We start from the raw sequence: 22,229 nt of genomic DNA on the forward strand, positions 1-22,229 counted from the left end.
TAGATTTTTTCTTCCCTTGCAACCCCTTATTTCACTTATTTTCAACGGGTGTTGCTTTTTTCGACTAAAAAGATGAAAAACATGAATTTTCACTCATTTTTTAATCATTATTCATATTTATTTTCATCATTCATTTAAATTTTACGAATAATTTTCATTTTTATACACACTGGAGCTCATATATTTTGATGTTTTATTTTCCAAAATGTTTTTTTACGCTACATTGAATAAAAATTAAGTTGAATTGCTCGCATGATGCGCTCCATTATTTTGATCTTTTCCTTTTTATGCATTGCATATTTTGCTGTACAACGTTTTATTCATCCTCAATTAAATCACAATTCAACTTTAGATCGGCTTCAACACCCCATTGATCAACGCCTAAGATATCGTATTGGGTTTATTGACCCAAGATTTCAACTTGATGCAGAGGCATTACGCCAAATAACTCAAGAGGCAGCGAATATCTGGGAAAATCAAACTCAACAAAAATATTTTGTTTACGACCCCAATGCTCGTCTTACAATTAATCTCATTTTTGATGAACGTCAAAATGAATCAAATTATAGAAAACATACGCTAAAGCAATTTGAAAATAGCAAATCATTAGCCGACCAAATGAGATTACAGCTAGAGCAAGAATCACAACAACTTGAATTTTTAAAACAGCAAATTGAACAGCAGCAACACAACTATAGTAATGATCTAGATCAACATAATAATTTCGTCCACCACATTAATGGCTTAAACACATCTATTACAGATTCACAACTTCAGCAGATCAATAACTCTAAGACACGACTCACACAGCAGAAGCTTAGGATTGAAAGCAATATTGAAAGATTTAACATCTTACGAAAAGAACTCAACGATAAAGTTGAAAAATTCAATCAATCCCAACACCAACAACGTAAAGCCATTGATGAATTCAACCAAGTTTTTCAAGCCAAAATGTTCCATAAAGGCGAGTTTAATGGTCGTGAAATCAATATTTATGAATTTCAATCTATAGATGAGCTTCGAATCGCATTGGCTCACGAATTAGGTCATGCATTAGGTCTCCAGCATACTAACGACCCCAATGCCTTAATGTATCCAATTCTAGAAAAGCAGAATTTCTCCAATTTTAAATTGACTGCTGCCGACCTCGAACTGCTAAAAAGTCGATAAAATCAGCACCACAGCTCAATCCCATAATTAAATTACGGATTTAATTGAATAGTTTTGAATTCGTGTTAAGGTATTTTGAAATTAATCAGAGGAGAGAGACGTGAGTTATTATCATATTATTCTTGAGGTAAATGATCATATCAGCACGATCGAGGAAACTCGCGATATTGAAATATTTGATATTGTCGAGCTTCAACCTTATCTCTACTCAATTTTACTGCCATATTTCAATAAACAACTCATCGAACTCGATGATGAGAACATTAAATTCGAAGACGTCTTACATATTCAAATTAAGCAAACACTATTACCTATTCAAGATTTAATTGAAGAGGAACAACGCCAACTTCCAAGCGATACAGATGTCACCATTACAGCTTATGAAATTTTTAATGATCGAGAATTAAGTCAAGATGTAACCTTAGTCATTTTTGACTTACTCGATGCTGTTAAAATCGATCGCTCCATTATTTAGAAACATCATCACAAAAAAAGGTCAACCTATGTTGACCTTTTTTAATCCGAGAACCTATTTATTGCATCATCAGCTGAGCCTGCTCATTTCTAAATGCACTCAATATCTGCTGTCCCGCTCGACCTGTAGGATTTAAGCCCAATCGGGTTTGCTCTTGACGAATTGCCTGTCGAGTTTTATCCCCAATTAAACCATCAATCGCACCAATATCGTAACCGCGCTGGATTAAATAGCGTTGAATTTCTCGGCGTTCTGCTCTTGATGTACCAGGATCATCAGTCGGCCAAGCGTTTGCAATTTTGGCTTTTCCTTGCAATCGATCTGATAAATGTGCGATTGCCAACGCATAACTTTCTGCTGCGTTATAACTATATATAGCATCAAAATTTTTAAATACTAGAAATACTGGCCCAGCACTGCCAGCAGGCGCAAGCAACCCAGCTTGAGAAGAGGCAGAAAGATTACCCTGAATTAAAGGGGAGCCATCCACTCTATTCAATCCTTGATTGACCCAATAAGACAATGCTTTCTTATTACGTCGCCCCTCACCTACAACTGACATTCCTGCAGGAATCTGCACTTCAAATCCCCAAGGTTGACCAGTTTGCCATCCTCTTTTCTTCAAAAAATTTGCTGTTGAAGCCAAAGCATCTGGAATACTTGAGACTAGATCACGTCGCCCATCACCATCAAAATCTACAGCAAGCTCATCATAGGTTGAAGGCATAAACTGAGTATGCCCAAAAGCCCCTGCCCACGATCCTCTCAATTGTTCTTCCCGAACATCACCACGCTGTAAAAGTTTCATGGTGGTAAAAAATTCACCTCTAAAATACGATTGACGGCGTCCCTCACAACTTAAAGTCCCCAAAGCTTGGAGCAATGGATAGCGTCCAGAAATATCACCATAGTTACTCTCAACTCCCCAAACTGCAACCACCGTTTCAGCTGGAATGCCATAAGCCACACTTACACGGTCAAGTGTTTCTCGATGCTGTTGAAGTTTCTGTTGCCCCAATTGAACACGTTCATCATCAACTAAACCTGACAAATAATCCCAAATTGGCGTCGAAAATTCAGGCTGATAATTTAAACGTTCAATCACAGAATAGTCAGGAGTTAAATTCTGCGTGTAACGATCATACGTCGCCGAGCTAACCCCTCTAGTGATCGCTTGTGATTTTAAATTCGAGATGCATTGCTGAAAATTAGGAGCGGATGACACAGTTGCCGTCATGGATGGCGAGGCTGTCACAGACTGACCATTAATAATCAACTCAGCATGAGTTTGAGACATCGCTAAAAAAAATGAACCTATCGTGAGTGCAAGCCGTTGCATAAGACCCTGTAATTCTAAAATGTTGGAATTATGTCTTTACCTTAACAGCTCACTCTAAAAATTAAAGCATCGAATCGTAAATTTAAATTCATACTTTCTACTTTTTTAAATTTATTTTGAAAATTTAAATTTAAAAACTTATCCACAACCTAGTTTCAAATTTATTTGTTATTGAATTTAAATTTAAACCGCCACACAACATTTAAATTCAAAAAACTTATCCACAGTCATCCAATACTACAAATCAACCTAAATCATTGAAAATTATAAATATTAAAATAATTTAATTTACTCAATAGATAAGAATTTAGATATAAATCTTTAAATACATTTTTGAATTCAAACCTCAATAGTAACTTTGAATTCAAAATATCCTGCAAGCCTATTATTTTGAATTTAAACCCACTTTGAATTCAAAGTTAAGATGGCTCACATAGCCATAATCAAACTTATACACAGTTCAAAATATGTATTCTAATCAGAACTAATAGTATAATTATTATGCAATTTTTTTAAAATTTCATCCGACCAATGGCAAATGATTTTTAAAGAGGCGCAATCATGCCTTAAACAAGATAAATAAAAAAGCGACCACTCGTGTGATCGCTTTTTTTATCAGCAACTTAAAGTCTAGATGGTCATATCTTCACTTAATGCTAATGGGTTTGGTAAAATTTTCGACAATTGGCGACAGAGTGTAGTCAATTCTGAGCTATCGATTGGCATTAAGGTAATATGACCAATTTTACGACCTTCACGTTCTGACTTGTTATAAAGGTGCAAATGTGCACCCTCTAAAGCCAACACATCTTCAGTCTTTGGATGCTGACCAATAATGTTCACCAATACCGTTGGACGAATCATCTCAGTTGAACCCAAAGGTAAGCCTGCAACAGCACGGATATGGTTTTCAAACTGAGAGCACACAGCACCTTCAATCGACCAATGACCTGAGTTATGTACACGTGGCGCCATCTCATTGGCATACAAGCCTTTGTCCGTCACAAATAGCTCAAGCGTCAGCACACCGACATAGTTCAAATGGTTAAGCAAGCGAGTGATGTAATCTTGTGCTACAGGTTGTAGATCTACACTGTTCGGTGCAGGGACAATCGAGTGCGATAAGATACCATTGTGATGGTGGTTCTCAGCCAATGGCCATGTTTTCACATCACCATTCTGACCACGTACTGCAATGATTGACACTTCACGCGAGAAAGTCACAAAACTTTCAGCAATCAATTCACCCGCAGGACCAAGTTCCGCCCATGCTTGATCAATTTGATCCGCAGTGCGTAAGACAAACTGACCTTTACCATCATAACCACCACGTGAAGTTTTTAGTACGATTGGAAGACCAAGTTCAGCGACCGCGTTTTGTAAACTTTCTAGTGATGTCACCGCTTTGTAAGGTGCTACTGGAATATCTAACTCATCAAATAACGCTTTTTCAGACAAGCGATGCTGAGCAATCGCTAAAGCCTGACGCGGGGGATGCAGTTGCTTGGTTTCAGTTAATACATCTACATCTGACAATGGCGTATTTTCAAATTCTAAAGAAAAGACTTCTGCACTATTAATGAAATCCTGTAAGCCATTTTTAGCTTGAGTTGAGATCACTGGACCCAAAGCAGCAGAAGGGCAGTCTGTACTTGCTTCAAAAAAAGTACATTGAATATTTAATGGAAGTGCCGCCTGCGCCATCATTCGACCCAATTGACCGCCACCAAAAATACCGATGGTTTTATCCATAAGATTTCTCTCGAATTAAGCTTGACCAGGAATATTTTTACTCGCAACTTTCTCAGTTTGCGCTAAACGAAAATCGGCTACATTCTTTGCAATATCAGGGCGAGTTAAACCTAAAATTTGTGCCGCCATAATCGCAGCATTGGTCGCACCTGCAGGACCAATTGCCAATGTACCGACAGCAATACCTGCTGGCATTTGTACAATGGAAAGCAATGAATCAACACCATTCAAGATCGAAGATTTAACCGGCACACCTAGAACAGGAAGATCAGTCTTCGCTGCGCACATACCCGGTAAATGCGCTGCACCACCAGCACCCGCAATAATCACTTGGATACCACGATCACGAGCTTGCTCAGCATATTCAAACAAACGATCTGGCGTACGGTGTGCTGAAACAACTTCCGCTTCAAAGGGTACACCAAGCTGATTCAACATATTGGCAGTGTGTTCGAGTGTCGCCCAGTCTGACTGAGAGCCCATGATAATTCCAACGAGAGGAGTGTCTTGTGAAGCGGCCGCATTCATTGCAATGTTTCCAGAGATTAAAGTAAGAGAGATAAATCTCGACGAGAGCCAAGCTTTAATAAGAACTCACTATTATAGACTGAAAATGAATAGGTCTAAAGTTAAGCTGATAAAATAAGGATTAAAAATATATACTTGTTAATAGACATAAAAATGAATTTTGTGATTGGTCATTGTTCTGCCTCATCCACCTTAAACATCTGGCTCATTCAAGATAAATTGAAATTGAATTTGGATTAAACTGAACTAAGCCATTCAAATTAAAAAATAAAAAGGAGAATATAGAATGTGGTTTAAACTGAAATTATGGTGGAATAACCCTGCAGAAAATTTATGGTTTACACCAGCACTTGGAGCTTTATTAGCGATTTTTTTCTCTTTATTTGCAACTGCAAGTCGTTATTTTATTCCATCACACGCGGTTCCAAATATCAGTATTGAAACACTAAGTAGCCTACTGGATATCATTGCTTCGAGTATGCTGGCGGTCACTACATTTTCACTTTCGATTATGGTCGCCGCATTTGCTTCAGCTTCATCGAGTGGTACGCCACGTGCTTATAAGCTGATGATGAATGATGATAATACTCGTCTCGCAATTACCAGTTTTATTTCCGCATTTATCTATGCCGTCATCGCAAAAATCGCTTTAGGTTTACAATATTATGGCGTTTCGGGTCGATTTGTCTTATTCGTAAGTACCATTTTGGTTCTTATTTATTTGATTGTGACATTAATTCGCTGGGTACAAACATTGTCTCAGCTTGGCACACTAACCAATGCTATTTCTAAAATTGAAACAGCAGCATCTCAAGCTTTAAGTACATTTCGTACACATCCCAACTTTGGCGCTTCTGGACAAAAACCATTGAGCGAAAGCCAACTCAAAATACACCCAAAACAGACAGGTTATTTTACTCATTTTGATATTGAGTCCTTAAATCTTCTTGCTCAAACTCACAATGCACATATTCATCTTGCTTTTCTTCCTGGGAAATTTGTAGACCCATCACTGGTTCTGATTGAAGTCTTTGCAGAAAATCTAATAGATGATGAAGAATTAAAAAATTTAGAACAACAAATTCATGAATACGTAATTATCGAAACGAACCGTAGCTTTTTACAAGACCCAAGATTTGGTTTATTGGTCATGAGCGAGGTTGGACAAAAAGCGATGTCAGCTGCAATTAATGATGTGGGTTCAGCAATTAGTGCGATCAATGCCTTAACGCGGATTATTATTGATAGTCAGCCAGATCCAGAACAGAAAACTTTTAATTTCTCGAATATCAGTGTCGATATGTTTGATATTCGTGAGTTTATTAGCAGTAGCTTTGCACCGATGGCACGGGACTGTATAAGTAATATCGAATTAAATCAAAGAATAATTAAATGCTTATCCATGATTGAAAAAAATGTATCTGAACCGGAACTACGGGAAGCTGCTCATGAAATGGCACATGAAATCTTGGCACGCTGCTTAAAACATTTTGATTTTGAACCTGATCGTCAAAGATTAGTTCGGGAATATGAAAATAACTTTAGTTAATCTTCATCCTTTTGAATCATGGTGTTCTAAATACAAAATAGACACAACCACATAAGCAAAGTGCAGCCCATACATAATCTAATTTGAAAGGCTGTTTAAACATGAAAATCATGAAAGGAACAAATACCAATAGCGTAACGACTTCCTGAGTGATTTTCATTTGTCCCACAGCCCAGCCATTTTGAGCCAGCATCTTGGTTGCAGGAATCATTAAGCTGTATTCGAATAATGCAATGATCCAACTAAATAGAATGGCTTGCCATAAAGGGGCATCATGCGGCAAAAATTTTAAATGACCATACCACGCCAAAGTCATAAAGCAATTTGCTAAAATCAGAAGCAATAAAGGTAAATAAATCATTTAAATCTCAAGTTAAATCGTCCGCGTTATTCTACGATTAAATCATTTCGTTTCATCATACTAGATTAAAAATATTCATATATTTTAGCTCATAAGTTTAAAAATTTATTTCTGCAAAATTTTACGGAATGCCTTCTAATAATCACTATCTTTTCACCAAGACCCTTGTTATCGTTGACATCAAATCAAATAACACATGACAACAGCACCAAAAAGATGTTTGTGTCGAAAAGAGTAGTGGAGTAAATCATCATGCATCTGCATATTTTGGGAATCTGTGGCACCTTTATGGGATCGTTAGCACTGTTAGCTCGAGACCTAGGGCACACAGTGACAGGCTCGGACCAAAATGTGTATCCACCTATGTCGACACAACTTGAAAATGCGGGTATTACCTTAATGCAAGGTTATGACCGTAGTCATTTGCAACCACACCCAGATTTAGTGATCGTTGGTAATGCCATGAAACGTGGAATTGACGCCGTTGAATACATGCTAAATCAGGGTTTACCCTATATCTCTGGACCACAGTTCCTTGCCGACCATGTGCTACAAGGTAAACATGTATTAGGGGTTGCTGGTACACACGGAAAAACAACTACTACCACGATGTTAGCTTGGGTATTAGATCAAGCGGGCTTGGAACCGGGTTTTTTAATTGGTGGTGTACCACTTGGATTTAAAGAAAGTGCTCGTCTAGGCGGAGGTCAATATTTCTGTGTAGAAGCAGATGAATACGACTCTGCCTTCTTTGATAAACGATCTAAATTTGTTCATTACCATCCAAAGACAGCTATTCTGAATAATCTTGAATTTGATCATGCAGATATCTTTGATGATCTCGCTGCCATTCAAAAACAATTTCACCATTTGGTTCGTACTATTCCAAGTGAAGGCCGTATCATCGCACCAATCACTGAATCAAATATTGATGAAGTTTTGTCACAAGGCTGTTGGACACCGATCGTCCGTACATCGCTTGAATCTCATGATCAAGCAACTATCTCTGCAAACCAACTTTCTGCAGATGGTACTCATTTCCAAGTCTTAAAAGACGGCGAAGTAAAAGGTACAGTCCAATGGTCGATGACAGGTCAACACTCCGTTGCAAATGCTTTAGCAACCATTGCAGCTGCAGAGCATGTAGGTGTTTCCATTGAAACTGCATGCGAAGCATTATCGAATTTTGGTGGTGTAAAACGCCGTATGGAGCTCCTCGATACCATTCGAGGTATTGAAGTTTTCGATGATTTTGCTCATCACCCAACAGCAATTGACACAACACTGGATGGTGCTCGTAAACGACTAGGCGAACGTAAACTATGGGCTATTATTGAGCCGCGCTCAAATACGATGCGAATGGGAAGCCACAAAGATGGTTTAGCATATTCTGCTCGATTGGCAGATGAAGTGATTTGGTATCAACCTGAGGGTTTAGATTGGGATCTACAACCTGTTGTTGAAGCTGCTCCGAATAAAGCTGTGTTAGCGCGTACTTTAGAAGAGATCATCCGAAATGTCGTGAATGAAGCAGGCGAGGGGGATGCCGTTGTGATCATGTCAAACGGTGGATTTGGTGGTTTGCATCAAAAACTCATTCAAGCACTCAAAGCAAAAGAATAAATAAAAAAGCCCGCTCTGCGGGCTTTTTTATATTTAAGCGATAACGTCATGATATTCATTATGAAAACGCTTAAACATGACAACCACATAAGAGCAAGTTGGAACAATTTTTAATTTTTCTGTACGAGCAAATTCTACAAGTCGATCTAACAATAACTTTGCAGTTCCTTGTCCACGTAAACGATCATCGACCCAAGTATGATCCGCTATAATGATCTGTGGAGTTTGGTAACGATAGCTGATTTCTGCAATTCTTGATTGATCTGCGTCCGTGAGATAAAACTCACCGCCTTTCACACTATCGATATGTTCAAACTGCATATGACCGCTCACTGTATGATTTTATTTAAACAGAACATCATGGATTGCTTCATCTTTGTTGAAAACAGATTTAGCAAATGGACAAAGCGGTAGGATTTTAACATTCTTTTGACGAGCTAATTCCACCGCACGGTCAACAAGTTGACGTCCCACGTTTTGCCCTCTTAATGAATCATCAACCCAAGTATGATCAATAATAAATTTATCTTCACCTGCCCATGAATAAGTCATTTCAGCTAAATGATGGCCATCTTCACCAATAAAAAACTCACCTTTTGATCCATTTTCTTGATGTTTAATTTCTAACATTATCATTATCCTATCATTCGTTATTAAATATAGATTAGAACGACATATTTACATAACACTATGAAAAAATGGGACAAACTTGTCTATCAATTACAAATTCAAAACTTTAATTTATTTTAAAAAAAGAAATATTATAAAAAACAAAAATATATATTGTCAGTCATAATCATTAAATGTTATTTTTTTAATATATAAATGTATTATTATTGTTAAAACATTAATGAGTAAATGAAATGGATATCTATTTAATATCAATTGTAGTATTGATCATCATTGCTATAATCTTATTAATTTCAATTTTTAAAGACAAATTTAATAACCCATTTAAATAATTTGCACACAACTTATAAGTGTGTCATCCTTTGTGCACTCGAAATCAAATGAAACGATTTCAACGTAATTTATTATCAAATTTGAACAAGGGGAGTAGCCTCCTCCAACAGTACTTAAATACTGTGTCAGAATATCGTCATTACACTTTGAAAGAAGTCGGTATCTGAGCATCATTTCGATTATCTAAAATGCATAATCAAAATGGTGTAGGCAAGACCTTGATCATGTTGTTTCAGAATTATTATCTGGCAACTGGTCGAGGTTTTTTTATGCCAAAATCAATTGCCAGTATTGGAGATCACTATGGAAACCATAGGCAATATTTGGCTTTATGTCATTTTTTTTGGCATCGTCACGATTATGCTCTTAATTGACTTTCTAGGTTTTAAACAAAAAGAAGGTCAAGAAGTTAAAGTTAAAACTGCTGCTTATTGGAGTATTGCATGGGTCACTGTCGCAACACTTTTTGGTGGTGGACTATGGCTATATCTAGAAAATACCGCTGGTATAAACGTAGCCAATACGAAAGTTATGGAATATTTTGCCGGCTATTTACTGGAAAAGTCACTCGCAATTGATAACGTCTTTGTGTGGCTAATGATTTTTGCTGCATTCGCTATACCTCCTGCACTTCAACGTCAATTACTCCTTTATGGTGTATTGGGCGCTATTATTCTCAGAACAATTTTTATTTTTATCGGTGCGTGGTTCGTTCAGGAATTTTCGTGGATCCTCTATATCTTCGGTGCTTTCCTTGTATACACTGGATTTAAATTCCTTAAAGGACAAGAGGATGATCCAAATATTGAAGATATGGCCATTCTGAAATGGCTACGTAAACACATGCGAATTACTCCACAGTTGGAAGGAAATAAGTTTTTCGTAAGGCAAAATGGCGTTCTATGGGCAACCCCATTATTTTTAGTGCTAATTTTAGTCGAGGCATCTGATGTTATTTTTGCAGTCGATTCTATTCCAGCGATTTTTGCGGTCACCACTGATCCTTTTATCGTCCTTACAGCTAACTTGATGGCTATCCTCGGTCTACGGGCTATGTTTTTCTTACTGTCTGGAGCCGCTTCAAAAATGCATTATTTGCCTTATGGACTTGGGGCTATTTTAATTTTTATCGGTTTCAAAATGCTTATGCTTGACGTATTCCATATGCCAATTTGGATCTCATTAAGTTTTATCGTGATTGCCCTTTCAATTACAGCATGGCTTTCAATTCGTTATAGTAAAAAACATCATCAAACGACCTTATAAGGTCAAACTTTGTTGGATTCAATAAAGCCTTCATCTGAAGGCTTTATTTATATCATTAGATGAGCCATCTAATTCACAATGCTTAACTTAGGCCATCGTTCCAAAAAACATTTTGACTTAACCCTATGTTCAAAGACTCCACGTGAAACCAAACGATTATTCCACCTTAATTTTAAAGTAAATAAATCTTCAAGCCCCAAAGGGGCGAGGATTTCAATATGATTATTCTCCATTAATTTGATAGCGATTGCGGTTGCCGTTTCTGGCCAAAAACTCATAGCATGATGTACTGAAGTATATGGATCAATTTGAGCACCTTCATCAGTTCTGTACCAATGATGTACCAGAGCTTGATTTGTAATGTCCCAATGAATATTAGGATATCTATGTTGAAGTGCACCCTTTAAATAATTTCGTCTCTCATCCATTTTTTCTGAAGGATCAAAATAAATGACATCAATTTCAGTTTCAAAAATGGAATAATTTTGATTATGTAAATAAGACCAGATCCAATTTCGAATCAAGCCCGCACTAAAATAGGCCGCACTATCAATCTGCCGTAAACACTGTAAAAGTTCATAGATATCTGCATTAGATCGTATTAAATGGCTTAACTTCTCATATAAGTCCATGGGTGAATTCACTTTATATATTTTGATTAGAATTTAATATTTCCACTCAGCTCTCCAATTTTAAATGTTAAGAGAGGGTTGGCAAAGATCTTGCATCATCTCCAAAGAAAAAAGCTCAGTAAATTTAGCGCAGCTCTTCGGAGCTCTTTTTTTAGGAAATGACGATGAATATGATTCCCGCATTAAATCCACTCAGTGCACCTTGCCAATGTAGTTTCGACTTACAAGATTGGGAAATTCTCGCGCAATATTGGTATCCAGTGGCTCGTATTCAAGATGTTTCAACCACACCACATCAGGTCACTTTACTTGATGTAAAAATGGCGATTTACCAAACTGACAAGGGAGAAATTCGATTAGTGCGTGATATCTGCCCTCATCGAGGTGTACCTCTAAGTAAAGGATGGGTAGAGGGTGAAGAAATTATTTGCCGATATCACGGGTTAAGATTCGACCTTGCAGGGAAGTGTACAAAAATTCCTGCTCAACCTGATTTAACTAAGATATCTGACCGTTTTAGTTTAACCCAATTTCCAGTAATTTTGAGATATGGACTGGTCTGGACTAGCTTGCATGGACGTGATTCTCAACACAATAATATTCCCCAACTTGACACTTGGGATCATCCTGATCATCAGTCTATTTTACCTCCATATGTTGATATTGCAGGCTCAGCAGGTCGTCAACTCGAAGGATTCATTGATGTAGCTCACTTTGCATGGGTGCATCACGAAGCTTTTGCAGATCGAAACAACCCAGTTGTACCGAAATACCATACTGAGAGAACAGACTATGGTTTAAAAACAATTTATATTAGTGGTGTCAGTAATTACCCGCATACTTTGAAACACTTAGAGCCAGAAGGTTTTGAATGGAAAAGGACTTTTGATATTTACCCACCATTTTCAGCGATATTAACTGTAGATTTTCCAGACAATGGGATTTTAAAAATCTTGAATGCGTGTTGTCCTGTATCGGTCAATCAAACCAGATTATTTGTTCCTTTGACGCGTAATTTTGATCAGACTGGAGATTTACAAGCAGTCTATGATTTTAATGCCCAAATTTTTGCCGAAGACCAAGATATCGTAGAATCGCAAAAACCTGAAGAATTACCACTTGATTTAATGATGGAAGCGCATTTTGAGGCTGATCGATCTTCGACTACTTATCGTCGTATTCTCGCAGAGTGGGGGCTCAGCAAACGATATACAATTTAATTAAGATAGATCAGTTACAATCAATCGAAAAAATTAAAAGTGTAGGTTTTAAATGTCTTCTGTAGTTGCATCGACGGCGATTCGCGGTCGCTTCCTAGATATTCAGAATACGGTTGCCCAAGCGCGTGAAATTCACGACCAAGTGCGTTACGTAGAAGATGGTTTATTGATTACTCAAGCGGGTAAAATTCAATGGTTTGGTCGTTGGGAAGATGGGCAACAACAGCTCCGTAAGCTTGAATCCTCTATCCAAGTTGAGCATTACCCAGATCAACTGATTGTTCCTGGTTTTATCGATACGCATATTCACTTTCCTCAAACTGAAATGGTAGGTGCGTATGGCGAACAATTACTCGAATGGCTGAACACTTATACCTTTCCTACAGAAATCCAATTTCAAGACAAAGCTTATGCAGACCAAATTGCACACTTTTTTGTCAATGAGCTGCTGAAAAATGGCACAACGACTGCATTGGTTTTTTGTACAGTTCATAAAGAATCTGTTGATGCACTATTTGAAGCGGCAGAACAATACCAGATGCGTTTGATTGCAGGCAAAGTATTGATGGATCGTCATGCACCTGAAACACTGATAGACACCGCTGAAAATGCTTATACAGATAGCAAAGAATTGATTGAGAAATGGCATGGTAAAGGTCGAAACCTTTATGCCATTACGCCTCGCTTTGCGCCTACCTCTACACCAGAACAATTAAAAAGAGCAGGGCAGTTAAAAACTGAATATCCTGATGTATATATTCATACTCATTTGAGTGAAAACACCAATGAAATCGCTTGGGTGAAAGAGCTTTTTCCTGAGCAAAATGGCTATTTAGATGTGTATCACCACTATGGATTAACAGGCAATAAATCTGTTTTCGCTCACTGCGTTCATTTAGAAGAGCATGAATGGGATTGTATGCATCAAACAAACTCTGCAATCGCCTTCTGCCCGACTTCAAACCTCTTTCTAGGAAGTGGATTGTTTCCATTGAAAAAAACCTGGGATAAACAAGTCAAAGTCGGTCTTGGCACAGACATCGGTGCGGGGACTTCATTTAATCAGCTTCAAACGTTGAATGAAGCCTATAAAGTTCAACAACTCCAAGGCGACAAATTATCTGCATTTGAATCGCTTTATCATGCGACCCTAGGTGGAGCAAAAGCATTAGCGCTCGAGGATAAACTTGGTAACTTTAATATTGGAAAAGAAGCGGATTTTGTTGTATTAAATTTGAATGCCACTGCATTACAAACATTAAGACAACAACGCGCTAAAAATATTGAAGATGCACTTTTCGCATTGTTTACCATGGGTGATGATCGAAATATTGAGGCGACTTATATTTATGGACAAAAAGCATATCAACAATCAGCATCCTAATGCTCAGACTCAACCACAACACCCAATTAAAAAATATGTGTTGATTGGTGCTGTATTCTTAGTTTGTGCTGTCGTACTAAAACGCGATGCGCATTAATAAACCATTAGTTTACATTTCGTTTTTTTAAAAAGGGTGCAACATTCTGGGATATGTTTTAAAATCGAAGCATATTTCAGGTGTTGCAGGTCAACACCTTTTTTAATTTTAGAATTGTTGTTTTAGGTATCTACCCATGACCATTGACATGAAAGTGTTGATTTCCGCTGAAGAAATTCAAGCGAAAGTTAATGAACTTGGTAATCAAATTAATGCTCACTATGCAAATAGTGATCGAGAATTGGTTCTTGTAGGCTTACTTCGCGGTTCAGTGATTTTCATGGCAGACCTATGCCGCACCATTGAAAAACCACACGAACTCGACTTTATGACAGTTTCAAGTTACGGCAGTGGAACGACTTCTAGTCGTGATGTTAAAATTCTAAAAGACCTTGATGGTGAAATTCGTGGTAAAGATGTTCTTGTCGTAGAGGACATCATCGATTCAGGCAATACGCTGAGTAAAGTGGTAGAAATCCTTGAAACTCGTGAGCCAAACTCTATCAAACTTTGCACGCTGATCAGTAAGCCTTCTCGAAGAGAAATCGACTTGGAAGTAGAGTTTCTAGGATTTGAAGTTGAAGATAAATTTATCGTAGGTTATGGACTAGATTACGATCAAAAATACCGTCACATTCCATTCATTGGTGAAATCGGTCTGTAATTTTTTTTAAGAAAGTGGCATATGCCACTTTTTTTATAAACAACAAAATAACAACAACATGTAGCGTGATTCTTCTTTTCAAACATCAATACATAATCAACTATATTTGAGCGACACAATAAAAATTCATGATAAAAAGGAGAACAAGTATGTTTTCACTTATTGGAGCTATTCTTATCGGTTTTATAGCAGGTTTAATTGCTCGCGCAATTCATCCTGGTGACGATAAAGCAGGCTTCATCGTCACGACGTTATTAGGTATTGCTGGTTCATTACTTGCTACATATGGTGGACGCCTTCTTAATATTTATCCCGAAGGCTCATCGGCAGGTTTTATTGCTTCAGTCATAGGTGCAATTATCGTTCTGTTTATTTATAACCTCGTTACCAAAAAATCTTAATGAAAAAAAGCACCTTGTTAAGGTGCTTTTTTTCATTTCTATGAACTAGATTTTACAAGTTCAGCTCTTTCCAAATTTTTTCAATTTCTGAAGCTGGATAAGCGCCTGTTACCTTAAATCCATTTTCAAAAATAATTGCTGGCGTTCCTTGAACACCTAGACGACGTCCAAGTTCCAAATTTCTTTCAATAGGGTTTGAACAATCAGCTTGGGCTGTTGGTTGTTGATTCTTTTGTAAAAGGGCATTCCATGCAAACTCACGGTTTGCGGAGCACCAAACTTGTTTAGAGGGCTGGATCGATTGAGATTTAATTGGATACATAAACGTATAAATTGTCACATCTTTTAACTGGCTTAAATTATTTTCAAGCGTCTTACAATATGGACAATTTGGGTCAGAAAAGATCGCGAGCTGACGCTTACCATTCCCCCTTACAGTCTTAATGGCATCTTGAAGTGGAAGTTGTTTAAAGTCGACTGAATTATGTTTCAGCACCAAATCACGTGTTAGATTTTTTTGATCTTCGATACGAATCATTGATCCAAAGAATAAATGCTTAGCTTCTTCATCAATATAAATAATCTGATTGTCTAAAGATCCGCTATAGAGACCTTTCATCTCAGTTTTTTGTAAATTTTGAATATTCAATTTTGGGTGCTGCGTTTTAATTTTTTGCTGAAGCAATTCAATATTCGCAAAACTAGAACTTGTAGACAGTGCAAGTAAAGCACTGATTAAAATTTTTTTATACATAAGTTGAGCATATGTTTGATGGATATTATTGCTTATTCTAATCTTCTACTTTCTACAAAGATCAGTTTTTATGTAATTTTAAACCTCATAAATTGTTTCACGTGAAACCAAATATGACAGTTGAATTTTAACTGATTGAAGATAATTGACTCATGCTTAACAGTCGACATAGACTAATGAATCTTCGTATCAGCACTGCTGTTCTATAAGACAAATAATGAATGAAAACCAATCGTGGCGAGATTTTATTCTCGTAAGTATCGCACTCTGTATCGGCACCATTGGAACAGCGCTTGCTAGCCCACTTTATCCAATTTACCAAGAATTATGGGGGTTAAACCCGAGCGATATCACCTTTATTTTCGTTTCCTACATGCTAGGGTGCCTGACCACCTTACTGTTTTTGGGCAGAACCAGTAATACCATTGGTTATGTAAAAACTATGCAACTTGGGCTCATTTTTATCACCATTGGCTTGTTAATGTCTATCTTTGCGAGCGATGTCATGTCTCTCTCATGGGGAAGATTTATCATTGGTATCGCATCTGGATTGATGACAACATCTGCTCTTATTGGGCTTATTCAAACTGTTCCAACTTCCCATAAACAAATTGCACCACAATTAAGCTCAATCATTACTGCTGTTGGATTTGGGTTAGGTCCTTTATTTGGGGGATTTTTTGCTGAATTCTTTGCATATCCTTTGGTAATACCTTATGTACCCATTGTGATAGGTTCAATATTTTGCTTCTTTAGTCTATTTACACTCAAACCTATACCTTTTGATGTGCAAAAATTTAATTTTGCTCCCAAATTATTAACACCACAATCACATGATCGCACTCAATTTTTTATACTGAGCTTGACTGCATTTGCTGTTTTTGCAGGATTTAGTTTATACGCCTCACTATCTCCTTCATTTGTTAAAGACATTTTGCCTTGGCACGGTCCACTGATTAGTGGTTCTGCCATTACTGTCATTTTACTGATTTCAGCTGCGACACAATTTTTTTCAAGATCAATCAAACCGCAATCCAGTCTATTACTCGGCATCATGACTTGCTTCATAAGCGTGATTGCTTTATTCCTCTGTATGGAGTTTAAAATTAGCTGGTTATTTTTCCTAAGCGATGGTCTGTTTGGGATTGGACATGGCTTAGCTTTACTTGGGGCTTTCGGACTTATTCATCACATGACCACACCTCACAATCGAGCCGCCGTCATGTCTACTTATCTCTTTATCGGCTATCTCGGAACGATTCTACCCATCCTAGCAGTAGGATATTTAGCTGACCATTTTGGGCTTACAAATGCAGTGATTTGGTTCTGTATTGCAATTTCAATCTTACTGATTGTTTTATTCATAAAGCAGATGAGGGTTAAGCCAAGCAAGTTACCTTTAGCCAATTAACCAAAAAGCCCATTACTGGGCTTTTTAAACCACAGATAAAAACTCGTTTACTTCCCGATACAGAAAGAGCCAAAGATTTTTCCGAGTAAATCATCCGCGCTAAAATCACCAGTAATTTCACCTAATGCATTCTGTGCGAGACGTAACGATTCTGCGACAAGCTCTCCTGCATGGTAAACAACAAGTTGTTCACGAGCTTCCGCAAGATAAGATTGAGTACGCTTCATTGCGTCTAGGTGGCGTGTTCTTGCAATAAAGGTATCTTCTTCAGGCTGAAAGCCTGCATGTGCTGTAATCGCATCTACAAGCGATTGAACTCCCATTTCTTGCTTGGCTGAGACCGTAATGTGTCTAAAGCCTTTGAGATCAGCAACTTTGGCTTCACTATCTACTAAATCACATTTGTTAGCGATTAAAATTAAGCGTTTAGGATCGATATAATTAGCAAAGTAGGTATCTGCCAAATGCATCGGATCTTCACCTTGACTCAAATCGTAAACCAAGAGAAGAAGATCAGCATTTTCTATTTCCTTAATCGCTCGACGAATACCTTCCTTCTCAACAATATCTCCCGTTTCACGCAGCCCTGCAGTATCCGTCAGGGTAATTGGCAAACCATTTAGGCTTATTTTCTCGTGTAGTACATCACGCGTTGTACCTGCAATGTCCGTTACAATCGCGCGCTCAACACCAGCCAATGCATTCAATAAACTCGATTTACCTGCATTGGGTTTCCCTGCAATCACCACTTGTAAACCTTCACGCAGAAGTTGACCTTGGCGTGCTGATTGTTGTACTGCACCCACTGATGCTTGCACATCTTCCAATAACGCTAAAATTTTTCCATCTGCAAGAAAATCAATTTCCTCTTCAGGAAAATCAATCGCCGCCTCAACATGTAATCGTAAGTGAATGAGTTTTTCTAATACTGTATTTACTTTAGAAGAAAATGCGCCTTGCAATGAACGTACTGCAGAACGAGCTGCTGCTTGTGAAGTAGCATCAATTAAATCAGCGATTGCTTCTGCTTGGACTAAATCCATTTTTCCATTTTCAAAAGCGCGCATTGAAAACTCACCCGCTTTTGCTGCAATTGCGCCTAACTCTAACAGTCGACCCAATAATGTATTTTGAATCACCGGTCCACCATGACCTTGTAACTCAACTACATCTTCACCCGTAAAAGAATTCGGATTTGGAAAACAAATCACCAAACCCTCATCCATGACTTGCCCATTCGCATCAAGAAATTGACGAAATGCAGCATAACGAGCAGGACCGAGTGCCTTACCAGTTAAAGCCTCTGCTATGGCATATGCCTTAGGACCAGACAGTCGAATTACACCTACACCTCCACGACCTGGCGGTGTTGCAATCGCAGCAATAGTGGTTTGATGTTGTAGGTTCGTCATTGAAATGATCTCAAAGCAAGGCAAAAAAAATCCGCCTAAGGATATCACCTTAAGCGGATCGATTCAGCTACTAACAAAACTTAGTTCGTAGATGCTGTATCTTCTTTTGCTAAGCGAGCTTTCTCAACACTCTTATTGATCAGACCTTGCTGAAGAATCGTGATCAAGTTGTTGACAATCCAGTAAAGCACAAGTCCAGCAGGGAAGAACAATAAGAATACCGTGAAAATAATCGGCATAAACTTAAAGACTTTTGCTTGCATTGGATCTGTCGGCTGTGGGTTCAGCATTTGTTGAACATACATCGTCACACCCATCAACAATGGTAGGATAAACCATGGGTCCATTGCAGATAAATCTTGAATCCAACCTAACCAAGGAGCGTGGCGTAACTCAACAGACTCCATGAGCACCCAATATAAAGCCAAGAAAATTGGCATTTGAAGAAGTAAAGGTAAACAACCAGATAATGGATTGACTTGTTCACGCTTATAAAGTGCCATCATTTCTTGTGAGAAACGCATACGGTCTTCGCCGAACTCTTCTTTCATGCGTTGCATTTCTGGTGCAATCACACGCATTTTTGCCATAGAGCGATAGCTCTTAGATGAAAGAGGCCAAAGAATAAGTTTCACAAGAATTGTCAATAGAATAATTGACCAACCCCAGTTTCCAACAATGCCATGGAAGAATTGCAAACCTAAAAATAGCAATTTCGCAATTGGCCATAACCAACCATAATCAACCGTTTGATTTAAACCAGTTGCCAAGTCTTTTAATTCAGATTGAATTTTTGGACCTGAGTAGAATGTTGCATCAACAGTCATTGTTTTGCCAGCTGGTACATTAATGGTAGGCGAAGTAAAGCCAATGATATTCATACCATCAGCAGATTTACGTGACTCCATTTTTGCAGAATACGGCTGGTTACCGAAGTTACCAGGCACCCAAGCACTTACAAAGTAATGCTGAACCATTGCAACCCAACCACCTTGAGCCTCAACACTTAACTTTTCTTCATTAAAATTATCAAATTTTAATTTGTTATAGTGCTCATCAGGTGTACCCCAAGCACCACCTAAATAAGTGCCCAGCGTAAAGATTCCTTGATCAGTTTTACCTGGATCTTCAGAATTGTCACGTTTGATCTGACCAAACATTTGACCTTGCCAGTTTTGCTGACTACGGTTAATCACTTGATAACTTACGTTAACTGGATATGCACCTTCTTGGAAAGTGAACGTTTTGATGATTTCAACACCATCAGCCGTTTTTAATACCATTGGTACTTTTAACACTTTCTCAGCTTCACCATCTTTATTGGTGGTTGCTTGAGCATCAGCTAAAGTATAAGTCGACTTTTCAAACTCAAATGTTGGACGTCCACTACGGCTACTGTCAGGTCCATTTAAACCAATTAAACCTGATTGAGCGACATAAGTACGTTTCTCATCATTTTCAAGCATAACGAACGGTTGTTCACTATTTTTACTTTTATCATGATTGAGTAGTTCAACACGGACAATGTCACCACCTTTAGGGTTAATCCAAAGATGATATAAATCAGTTTGAACAGCAACTAATTGTTGATTTGCTGTTGCAGGTGTAGTTGTGTCTTGTTGTTCAGCTGCAATATTTGCTTGCGGTATATCAGTTAAACCCGCTGTCGTTTGGCTCGTTGGCAGATCAGCAGAAACATCTTGGGCAACGACGGCAGCAGGTGCTGTCGCAGCAGTTGTTTCAGTTTGACCATAGTCTTTTTGCCAAGCAAGAATAAGCAAATATGCGGTGACAAACATGGCCCCGAGAATTGCAAACCTGGCCCATTGTTGCATATCGATTACCCCAATTGGTTAGAGTGATTTTTGGTTCAATAAACGCTCACGCAAGGGTACAGTAACGTGAGTCATTTGAGAATCTATTTGCTGAAATGAAATAAAACGAATTGCTTTTTTGGGAACAGGATCATATCCACTTCCACCCCACGGATGGCAACGACAAATCCGTCGCGTTGCATACCAGGCACCTTTAATCGGGCCATGTATATGAATAGCTTCTAACGAGTATTGAGAACAAGTTGGGAAATAACGGCAACGAGGTCCAAGGAGCGGACTAATCGCAATTTGATAGAAACGAATCAACCAATGCAATATACGGACCATTGGCCACCTCTAACTTTGAGGAGAGGGAACTGATATTTTATGATGTTTTTTTACAAGACGCTGTAGCTTCTGCCATGCAAATTGTAATTGCTTATGCAATTCAGCATTCGGAATTGACTCAATACCTACCTTAGGCATGACCACAATATCCAATAAATCTATATCTTGCTGATTTAAGCGAAAACTTTCGCGAGCAATACGTTTTATTCGATTTCTTTCATGTGCACGGCGCACTTTCTTTTTAGCAACAACAATACCTAAACGGCTTTTAGGCTGTTTAGTCGGTGTAGCTAAAAATAAGAAATGGGGTTGATGCACTTTAAAAAGCGCACCATCAAATACACCTTTGTAATCTGCAGCACAGCGGATTCTCACCTCTGGACTGAAACTATAAAGTGTCATAACACCCAAATCGTCGATAAACTAAACTGGTATTAAACAGTTAAGCTGTGACGACCTTTTGCACGACGACGAGCTAATACTTGACGGCCAGCTTTAGTCGCCATACGAGCACGGAAACCATGAACGCGTTTACGCTTTAATTCAGATGGTTGGAAAGTACGTTTCATATCGAAACTCCAAAGTTGGTGTTCTATAAAGGTTCGCGATTGTATTGTGCATTGTTTGTTCTGTCAATATTAAACAGTATTGTGTAACACTTTTGATGAAAGTTGCTTGACTCTGAGAAAGATACAAATTTGTTAAATAATCTATTTATACACAAAATAAATATATGTTTTTATTATAGTATTTAAGTTAACCACAGAAATATCCATAAACTTATACACAAAATGAAATTCAATTATGGCTGATTTTTAAATTTGAATTTAAATTTAAACACAAGGAATGATTATCCACAGAAAACCGAAGCTTATTAAATAAATTCAAATTTATAAATTTAAATTTATTATTATTAGGGTTGTAATTTTCTATGGATAAGGCATTATTTTTTTTAAAATATATATACTTAGGTTGTTGATAACTATGTTTTCATATTTTTTATAGATTGTGGATAAGTTATTCTTTTTATTTATCCACAGTTTGTGGAAAACCTTATCCACACCCT

General features: G+C 37.8%; 23 protein-coding genes and 1 pseudogene. 11 read left to right on the plus strand and 13 right to left on the minus strand.

Annotated features, from left to right (window positions below):
- Positions 1 to 252: 252 nt before the first annotated feature.
- Together AC1M9A_RS13730 and AC1M9A_RS13735 are read left to right on the plus strand one after the other, a co-directional pair.
- The gene (locus AC1M9A_RS13730; protein WP_481610423.1) at positions 253 to 1,170 is read left to right on the plus strand and encodes a matrixin family metalloprotease; all 918 of its coding nucleotides are present in this window, start codon (positions 253 to 255) and stop codon (positions 1,168 to 1,170) included.
- A gap of 100 nt (positions 1,171 to 1,270) precedes the next feature.
- Positions 1,271 to 1,645 carry a hypothetical protein gene (locus AC1M9A_RS13735; RefSeq protein ID WP_035270344.1) on the plus strand — a complete coding sequence of 125 codons (375 nt, stop codon included), beginning with the start codon at positions 1,271 to 1,273 and terminating at the stop codon, positions 1,643 to 1,645.
- A 58-nt stretch (positions 1,646 to 1,703) separates the two neighbouring features.
- On the opposite strand, the gene AC1M9A_RS13740 is transcribed toward AC1M9A_RS13735, so the two are convergent.
- The 3 genes from AC1M9A_RS13740 to purE form a co-directional block, all read right to left on the minus strand.
- On the minus strand, positions 1,704 to 2,984 hold the full coding sequence (locus AC1M9A_RS13740; RefSeq protein ID WP_481610424.1) for a lytic murein transglycosylase: 1,281 nt from the start codon (positions 2,982 to 2,984) through the stop codon (positions 1,704 to 1,706).
- A gap of 630 nt (positions 2,985 to 3,614) precedes the next feature.
- Positions 3,615 to 4,736 carry a 5-(carboxyamino)imidazole ribonucleotide synthase gene (locus AC1M9A_RS13745; protein WP_481588067.1) on the minus strand — a complete coding sequence of 374 codons (1,122 nt, stop codon included), beginning with the start codon at positions 4,734 to 4,736 and terminating at the stop codon, positions 3,615 to 3,617.
- Between the two features lie 15 nt (positions 4,737 to 4,751).
- Entirely contained in the window at positions 4,752 to 5,264 is a 513-nt protein-coding gene (purE, locus tag AC1M9A_RS13750; protein ID WP_035270333.1) for a 5-(carboxyamino)imidazole ribonucleotide mutase, read from the minus strand.
- Positions 5,265 to 5,550: 286 nt separating this feature from the next.
- On the opposite strand from purE, the gene AC1M9A_RS13755 reads away from it, so the two are divergent.
- Positions 5,551 to 6,813: a DUF2254 domain-containing protein gene (locus tag AC1M9A_RS13755; protein ID WP_481608229.1), complete on the plus strand. Its 1,263-nt coding sequence runs from the start codon at positions 5,551 to 5,553 to the stop codon at positions 6,811 to 6,813.
- 16 nt (positions 6,814 to 6,829) lie between these two features.
- Here AC1M9A_RS13755 and AC1M9A_RS13760 read toward each other — a convergent pair whose 3' ends face one another.
- Entirely contained in the window at positions 6,830 to 7,174 is a 345-nt protein-coding gene (locus AC1M9A_RS13760) for a DMT family protein (RefSeq protein WP_035270328.1), read from the minus strand.
- Positions 7,175 to 7,426: 252 nt separating this feature from the next.
- Between AC1M9A_RS13760 and mpl the strand changes: the two genes are divergently transcribed.
- Entirely contained in the window at positions 7,427 to 8,797 is a 1,371-nt protein-coding gene (mpl, locus tag AC1M9A_RS13765) for a UDP-N-acetylmuramate:L-alanyl-gamma-D-glutamyl-meso-diaminopimelate ligase (protein ID WP_481610425.1), read from the plus strand.
- A 33-nt stretch (positions 8,798 to 8,830) separates the two neighbouring features.
- Here mpl and AC1M9A_RS13770 read toward each other — a convergent pair whose 3' ends face one another.
- Together AC1M9A_RS13770 and AC1M9A_RS13775 are read right to left on the minus strand one after the other, a co-directional pair.
- On the minus strand, positions 8,831 to 9,118 hold the full coding sequence (locus AC1M9A_RS13770; protein WP_035268576.1) for a GNAT family N-acetyltransferase: 288 nt from the start codon (positions 9,116 to 9,118) through the stop codon (positions 8,831 to 8,833).
- Positions 9,119 to 9,139: 21 nt separating this feature from the next.
- Positions 9,140 to 9,427, minus strand: a complete 288-nt coding sequence (locus tag AC1M9A_RS13775; RefSeq protein ID WP_035268578.1) for a GNAT family N-acetyltransferase — start codon at positions 9,425 to 9,427, stop codon at positions 9,140 to 9,142.
- Between the two features lie 636 nt (positions 9,428 to 10,063).
- Here AC1M9A_RS13775 and AC1M9A_RS13780 point away from each other — a divergent pair.
- Complete coding sequence (locus AC1M9A_RS13780; RefSeq protein ID WP_481588063.1) at positions 10,064 to 11,026, plus strand: TerC family protein; 963 nt, start codon at positions 10,064 to 10,066, stop codon at positions 11,024 to 11,026.
- A gap of 68 nt (positions 11,027 to 11,094) precedes the next feature.
- Here the strand turns inward: AC1M9A_RS13780 and AC1M9A_RS13785 are convergent, their stop codons facing one another.
- Positions 11,095 to 11,658, minus strand: a complete 564-nt coding sequence (locus tag AC1M9A_RS13785; protein WP_180028803.1) for a nucleotidyltransferase family protein — start codon at positions 11,656 to 11,658, stop codon at positions 11,095 to 11,097.
- Between the two features lie 164 nt (positions 11,659 to 11,822).
- On the opposite strand from AC1M9A_RS13785, the gene AC1M9A_RS13790 reads away from it, so the two are divergent.
- The 5 genes from AC1M9A_RS13790 to AC1M9A_RS13810 all read left to right on the plus strand — a co-directional run bounded on the left by AC1M9A_RS13790 (position 11,823) and on the right by AC1M9A_RS13810 (position 15,424).
- Positions 11,823 to 12,878 carry a Rieske 2Fe-2S domain-containing protein gene (locus tag AC1M9A_RS13790; RefSeq protein WP_481610426.1) on the plus strand — a complete coding sequence of 352 codons (1,056 nt, stop codon included), beginning with the start codon at positions 11,823 to 11,825 and terminating at the stop codon, positions 12,876 to 12,878.
- A 52-nt stretch (positions 12,879 to 12,930) separates the two neighbouring features.
- On the plus strand, positions 12,931 to 14,262 hold the full coding sequence (guaD, locus tag AC1M9A_RS13795; RefSeq protein ID WP_481610427.1) for a guanine deaminase: 1,332 nt from the start codon (positions 12,931 to 12,933) through the stop codon (positions 14,260 to 14,262).
- Positions 14,228 to 14,359 carry a hypothetical protein gene (locus AC1M9A_RS13800; RefSeq protein ID WP_257219949.1) on the plus strand — a complete coding sequence of 44 codons (132 nt, stop codon included), beginning with the start codon at positions 14,228 to 14,230 and terminating at the stop codon, positions 14,357 to 14,359. The genes guaD and AC1M9A_RS13800 overlap by 35 nt, the downstream gene beginning before the upstream one ends.
- A 136-nt stretch (positions 14,360 to 14,495) precedes the next feature.
- On the plus strand, positions 14,496 to 15,023 hold the full coding sequence (hpt, locus tag AC1M9A_RS13805) for a hypoxanthine phosphoribosyltransferase (RefSeq protein WP_035268589.1): 528 nt from the start codon (positions 14,496 to 14,498) through the stop codon (positions 15,021 to 15,023).
- A gap of 149 nt (positions 15,024 to 15,172) precedes the next feature.
- Positions 15,173 to 15,424, plus strand: coding sequence for a GlsB/YeaQ/YmgE family stress response membrane protein (locus AC1M9A_RS13810; protein WP_035268591.1), 252 nt, complete (start codon positions 15,173 to 15,175; stop codon positions 15,422 to 15,424).
- Positions 15,425 to 15,476: 52 nt separating this feature from the next.
- Here AC1M9A_RS13810 and AC1M9A_RS13815 read toward each other — a convergent pair whose 3' ends face one another.
- Positions 15,477 to 16,178: a DsbC family protein gene (locus tag AC1M9A_RS13815; protein ID WP_481592399.1), complete on the minus strand. Its 702-nt coding sequence runs from the start codon at positions 16,176 to 16,178 to the stop codon at positions 15,477 to 15,479.
- Positions 16,179 to 16,395: 217 nt separating this feature from the next.
- Between AC1M9A_RS13815 and AC1M9A_RS13820 the strand changes: the two genes are divergently transcribed.
- The gene (locus tag AC1M9A_RS13820; RefSeq protein WP_481610428.1) at positions 16,396 to 17,589 is read left to right on the plus strand and encodes an MFS transporter; all 1,194 of its coding nucleotides are present in this window, start codon (positions 16,396 to 16,398) and stop codon (positions 17,587 to 17,589) included.
- A 47-nt stretch (positions 17,590 to 17,636) separates the two neighbouring features.
- On the opposite strand, the gene mnmE is transcribed toward AC1M9A_RS13820, so the two are convergent.
- The 5 genes and pseudogenes from mnmE to rpmH form a co-directional block, all read right to left on the minus strand.
- Positions 17,637 to 19,001: a tRNA uridine-5-carboxymethylaminomethyl(34) synthesis GTPase MnmE gene (gene mnmE, locus AC1M9A_RS13825; RefSeq protein ID WP_481589595.1), complete on the minus strand. Its 1,365-nt coding sequence runs from the start codon at positions 18,999 to 19,001 to the stop codon at positions 17,637 to 17,639.
- Between the two features lie 80 nt (positions 19,002 to 19,081).
- Positions 19,082 to 20,836 carry a membrane protein insertase YidC gene (gene yidC / locus AC1M9A_RS13830; protein ID WP_035268599.1) on the minus strand — a complete coding sequence of 585 codons (1,755 nt, stop codon included), beginning with the start codon at positions 20,834 to 20,836 and terminating at the stop codon, positions 19,082 to 19,084.
- Positions 20,837 to 20,841: 5 nt separating this feature from the next.
- Positions 20,842 to 21,163: pseudogene (gene yidD / locus AC1M9A_RS13835) on the minus strand (membrane protein insertion efficiency factor YidD).
- Positions 21,164 to 21,172: 9 nt separating this feature from the next.
- Positions 21,173 to 21,565: a ribonuclease P protein component gene (gene rnpA, locus AC1M9A_RS13840; RefSeq protein ID WP_035268604.1), complete on the minus strand. Its 393-nt coding sequence runs from the start codon at positions 21,563 to 21,565 to the stop codon at positions 21,173 to 21,175.
- Between the two features lie 32 nt (positions 21,566 to 21,597).
- Positions 21,598 to 21,732, minus strand: a complete 135-nt coding sequence (gene rpmH, locus AC1M9A_RS13845; RefSeq protein ID WP_000831329.1) for a 50S ribosomal protein L34 — start codon at positions 21,730 to 21,732, stop codon at positions 21,598 to 21,600.
- Between the last annotated feature and the right edge of the window lie 497 nt (positions 21,733 to 22,229).

This window comes from Acinetobacter sp. ANC_7634 (assembly GCF_056779875.1).

What these genes read in the sequence shown, in the direction of transcription:
- AC1M9A_RS13730 (WP_481610423.1), top strand. Translation starts at nt 253, where the DNA reads ATGATGCGCTCCATTATTTTGATCTTTTCCTTTTTATGCATTGCATAT.
- AC1M9A_RS13740 (WP_481610424.1), bottom strand. Translation starts at nt 2,984, where the DNA reads ATGCAACGGCTTGCACTCACGATAGGTTCATTTTTTTTAGCGATGTCT.
- AC1M9A_RS13745 (WP_481588067.1), bottom strand. Translation starts at nt 4,736, where the DNA reads ATGGATAAAACCATCGGTATTTTTGGTGGCGGTCAATTGGGTCGAATG.
- purE (WP_035270333.1), bottom strand. Translation starts at nt 5,264, where the DNA reads ATGAATGCGGCCGCTTCACAAGACACTCCTCTCGTTGGAATTATCATG.
- AC1M9A_RS13755 (WP_481608229.1), top strand. Translation starts at nt 5,551, where the DNA reads ATGTGGTTTAAACTGAAATTATGGTGGAATAACCCTGCAGAAAATTTA.
- AC1M9A_RS13760 (WP_035270328.1), bottom strand. Translation starts at nt 7,174, where the DNA reads ATGATTTATTTACCTTTATTGCTTCTGATTTTAGCAAATTGCTTTATG.
- mpl (WP_481610425.1), top strand. Translation starts at nt 7,427, where the DNA reads ATGCATCTGCATATTTTGGGAATCTGTGGCACCTTTATGGGATCGTTA.
- AC1M9A_RS13770 (WP_035268576.1), bottom strand. Translation starts at nt 9,118, where the DNA reads ATGCAGTTTGAACATATCGATAGTGTGAAAGGCGGTGAGTTTTATCTC.
- AC1M9A_RS13775 (WP_035268578.1), bottom strand. Translation starts at nt 9,427, where the DNA reads ATGTTAGAAATTAAACATCAAGAAAATGGATCAAAAGGTGAGTTTTTT.
- AC1M9A_RS13780 (WP_481588063.1), top strand. Translation starts at nt 10,064, where the DNA reads ATGGAAACCATAGGCAATATTTGGCTTTATGTCATTTTTTTTGGCATC.
- AC1M9A_RS13785 (WP_180028803.1), bottom strand. Translation starts at nt 11,658, where the DNA reads ATGGACTTATATGAGAAGTTAAGCCATTTAATACGATCTAATGCAGAT.
- AC1M9A_RS13790 (WP_481610426.1), top strand. Translation starts at nt 11,823, where the DNA reads ATGAATATGATTCCCGCATTAAATCCACTCAGTGCACCTTGCCAATGT.
- guaD (WP_481610427.1), top strand. Translation starts at nt 12,931, where the DNA reads ATGTCTTCTGTAGTTGCATCGACGGCGATTCGCGGTCGCTTCCTAGAT.
- AC1M9A_RS13800 (WP_257219949.1), top strand. Translation starts at nt 14,228, where the DNA reads ATGGACAAAAAGCATATCAACAATCAGCATCCTAATGCTCAGACTCAA.
- hpt (WP_035268589.1), top strand. Translation starts at nt 14,496, where the DNA reads ATGACCATTGACATGAAAGTGTTGATTTCCGCTGAAGAAATTCAAGCG.
- AC1M9A_RS13810 (WP_035268591.1), top strand. Translation starts at nt 15,173, where the DNA reads ATGTTTTCACTTATTGGAGCTATTCTTATCGGTTTTATAGCAGGTTTA.
- AC1M9A_RS13815 (WP_481592399.1), bottom strand. Translation starts at nt 16,178, where the DNA reads ATGTATAAAAAAATTTTAATCAGTGCTTTACTTGCACTGTCTACAAGT.
- AC1M9A_RS13820 (WP_481610428.1), top strand. Translation starts at nt 16,396, where the DNA reads ATGAATGAAAACCAATCGTGGCGAGATTTTATTCTCGTAAGTATCGCA.
- mnmE (WP_481589595.1), bottom strand. Translation starts at nt 19,001, where the DNA reads ATGACGAACCTACAACATCAAACCACTATTGCTGCGATTGCAACACCG.
- yidC (WP_035268599.1), bottom strand. Translation starts at nt 20,836, where the DNA reads ATGCAACAATGGGCCAGGTTTGCAATTCTCGGGGCCATGTTTGTCACC.
- rnpA (WP_035268604.1), bottom strand. Translation starts at nt 21,565, where the DNA reads ATGACACTTTATAGTTTCAGTCCAGAGGTGAGAATCCGCTGTGCTGCA.
- rpmH (WP_000831329.1), bottom strand. Translation starts at nt 21,732, where the DNA reads ATGAAACGTACTTTCCAACCATCTGAATTAAAGCGTAAACGCGTTCAT.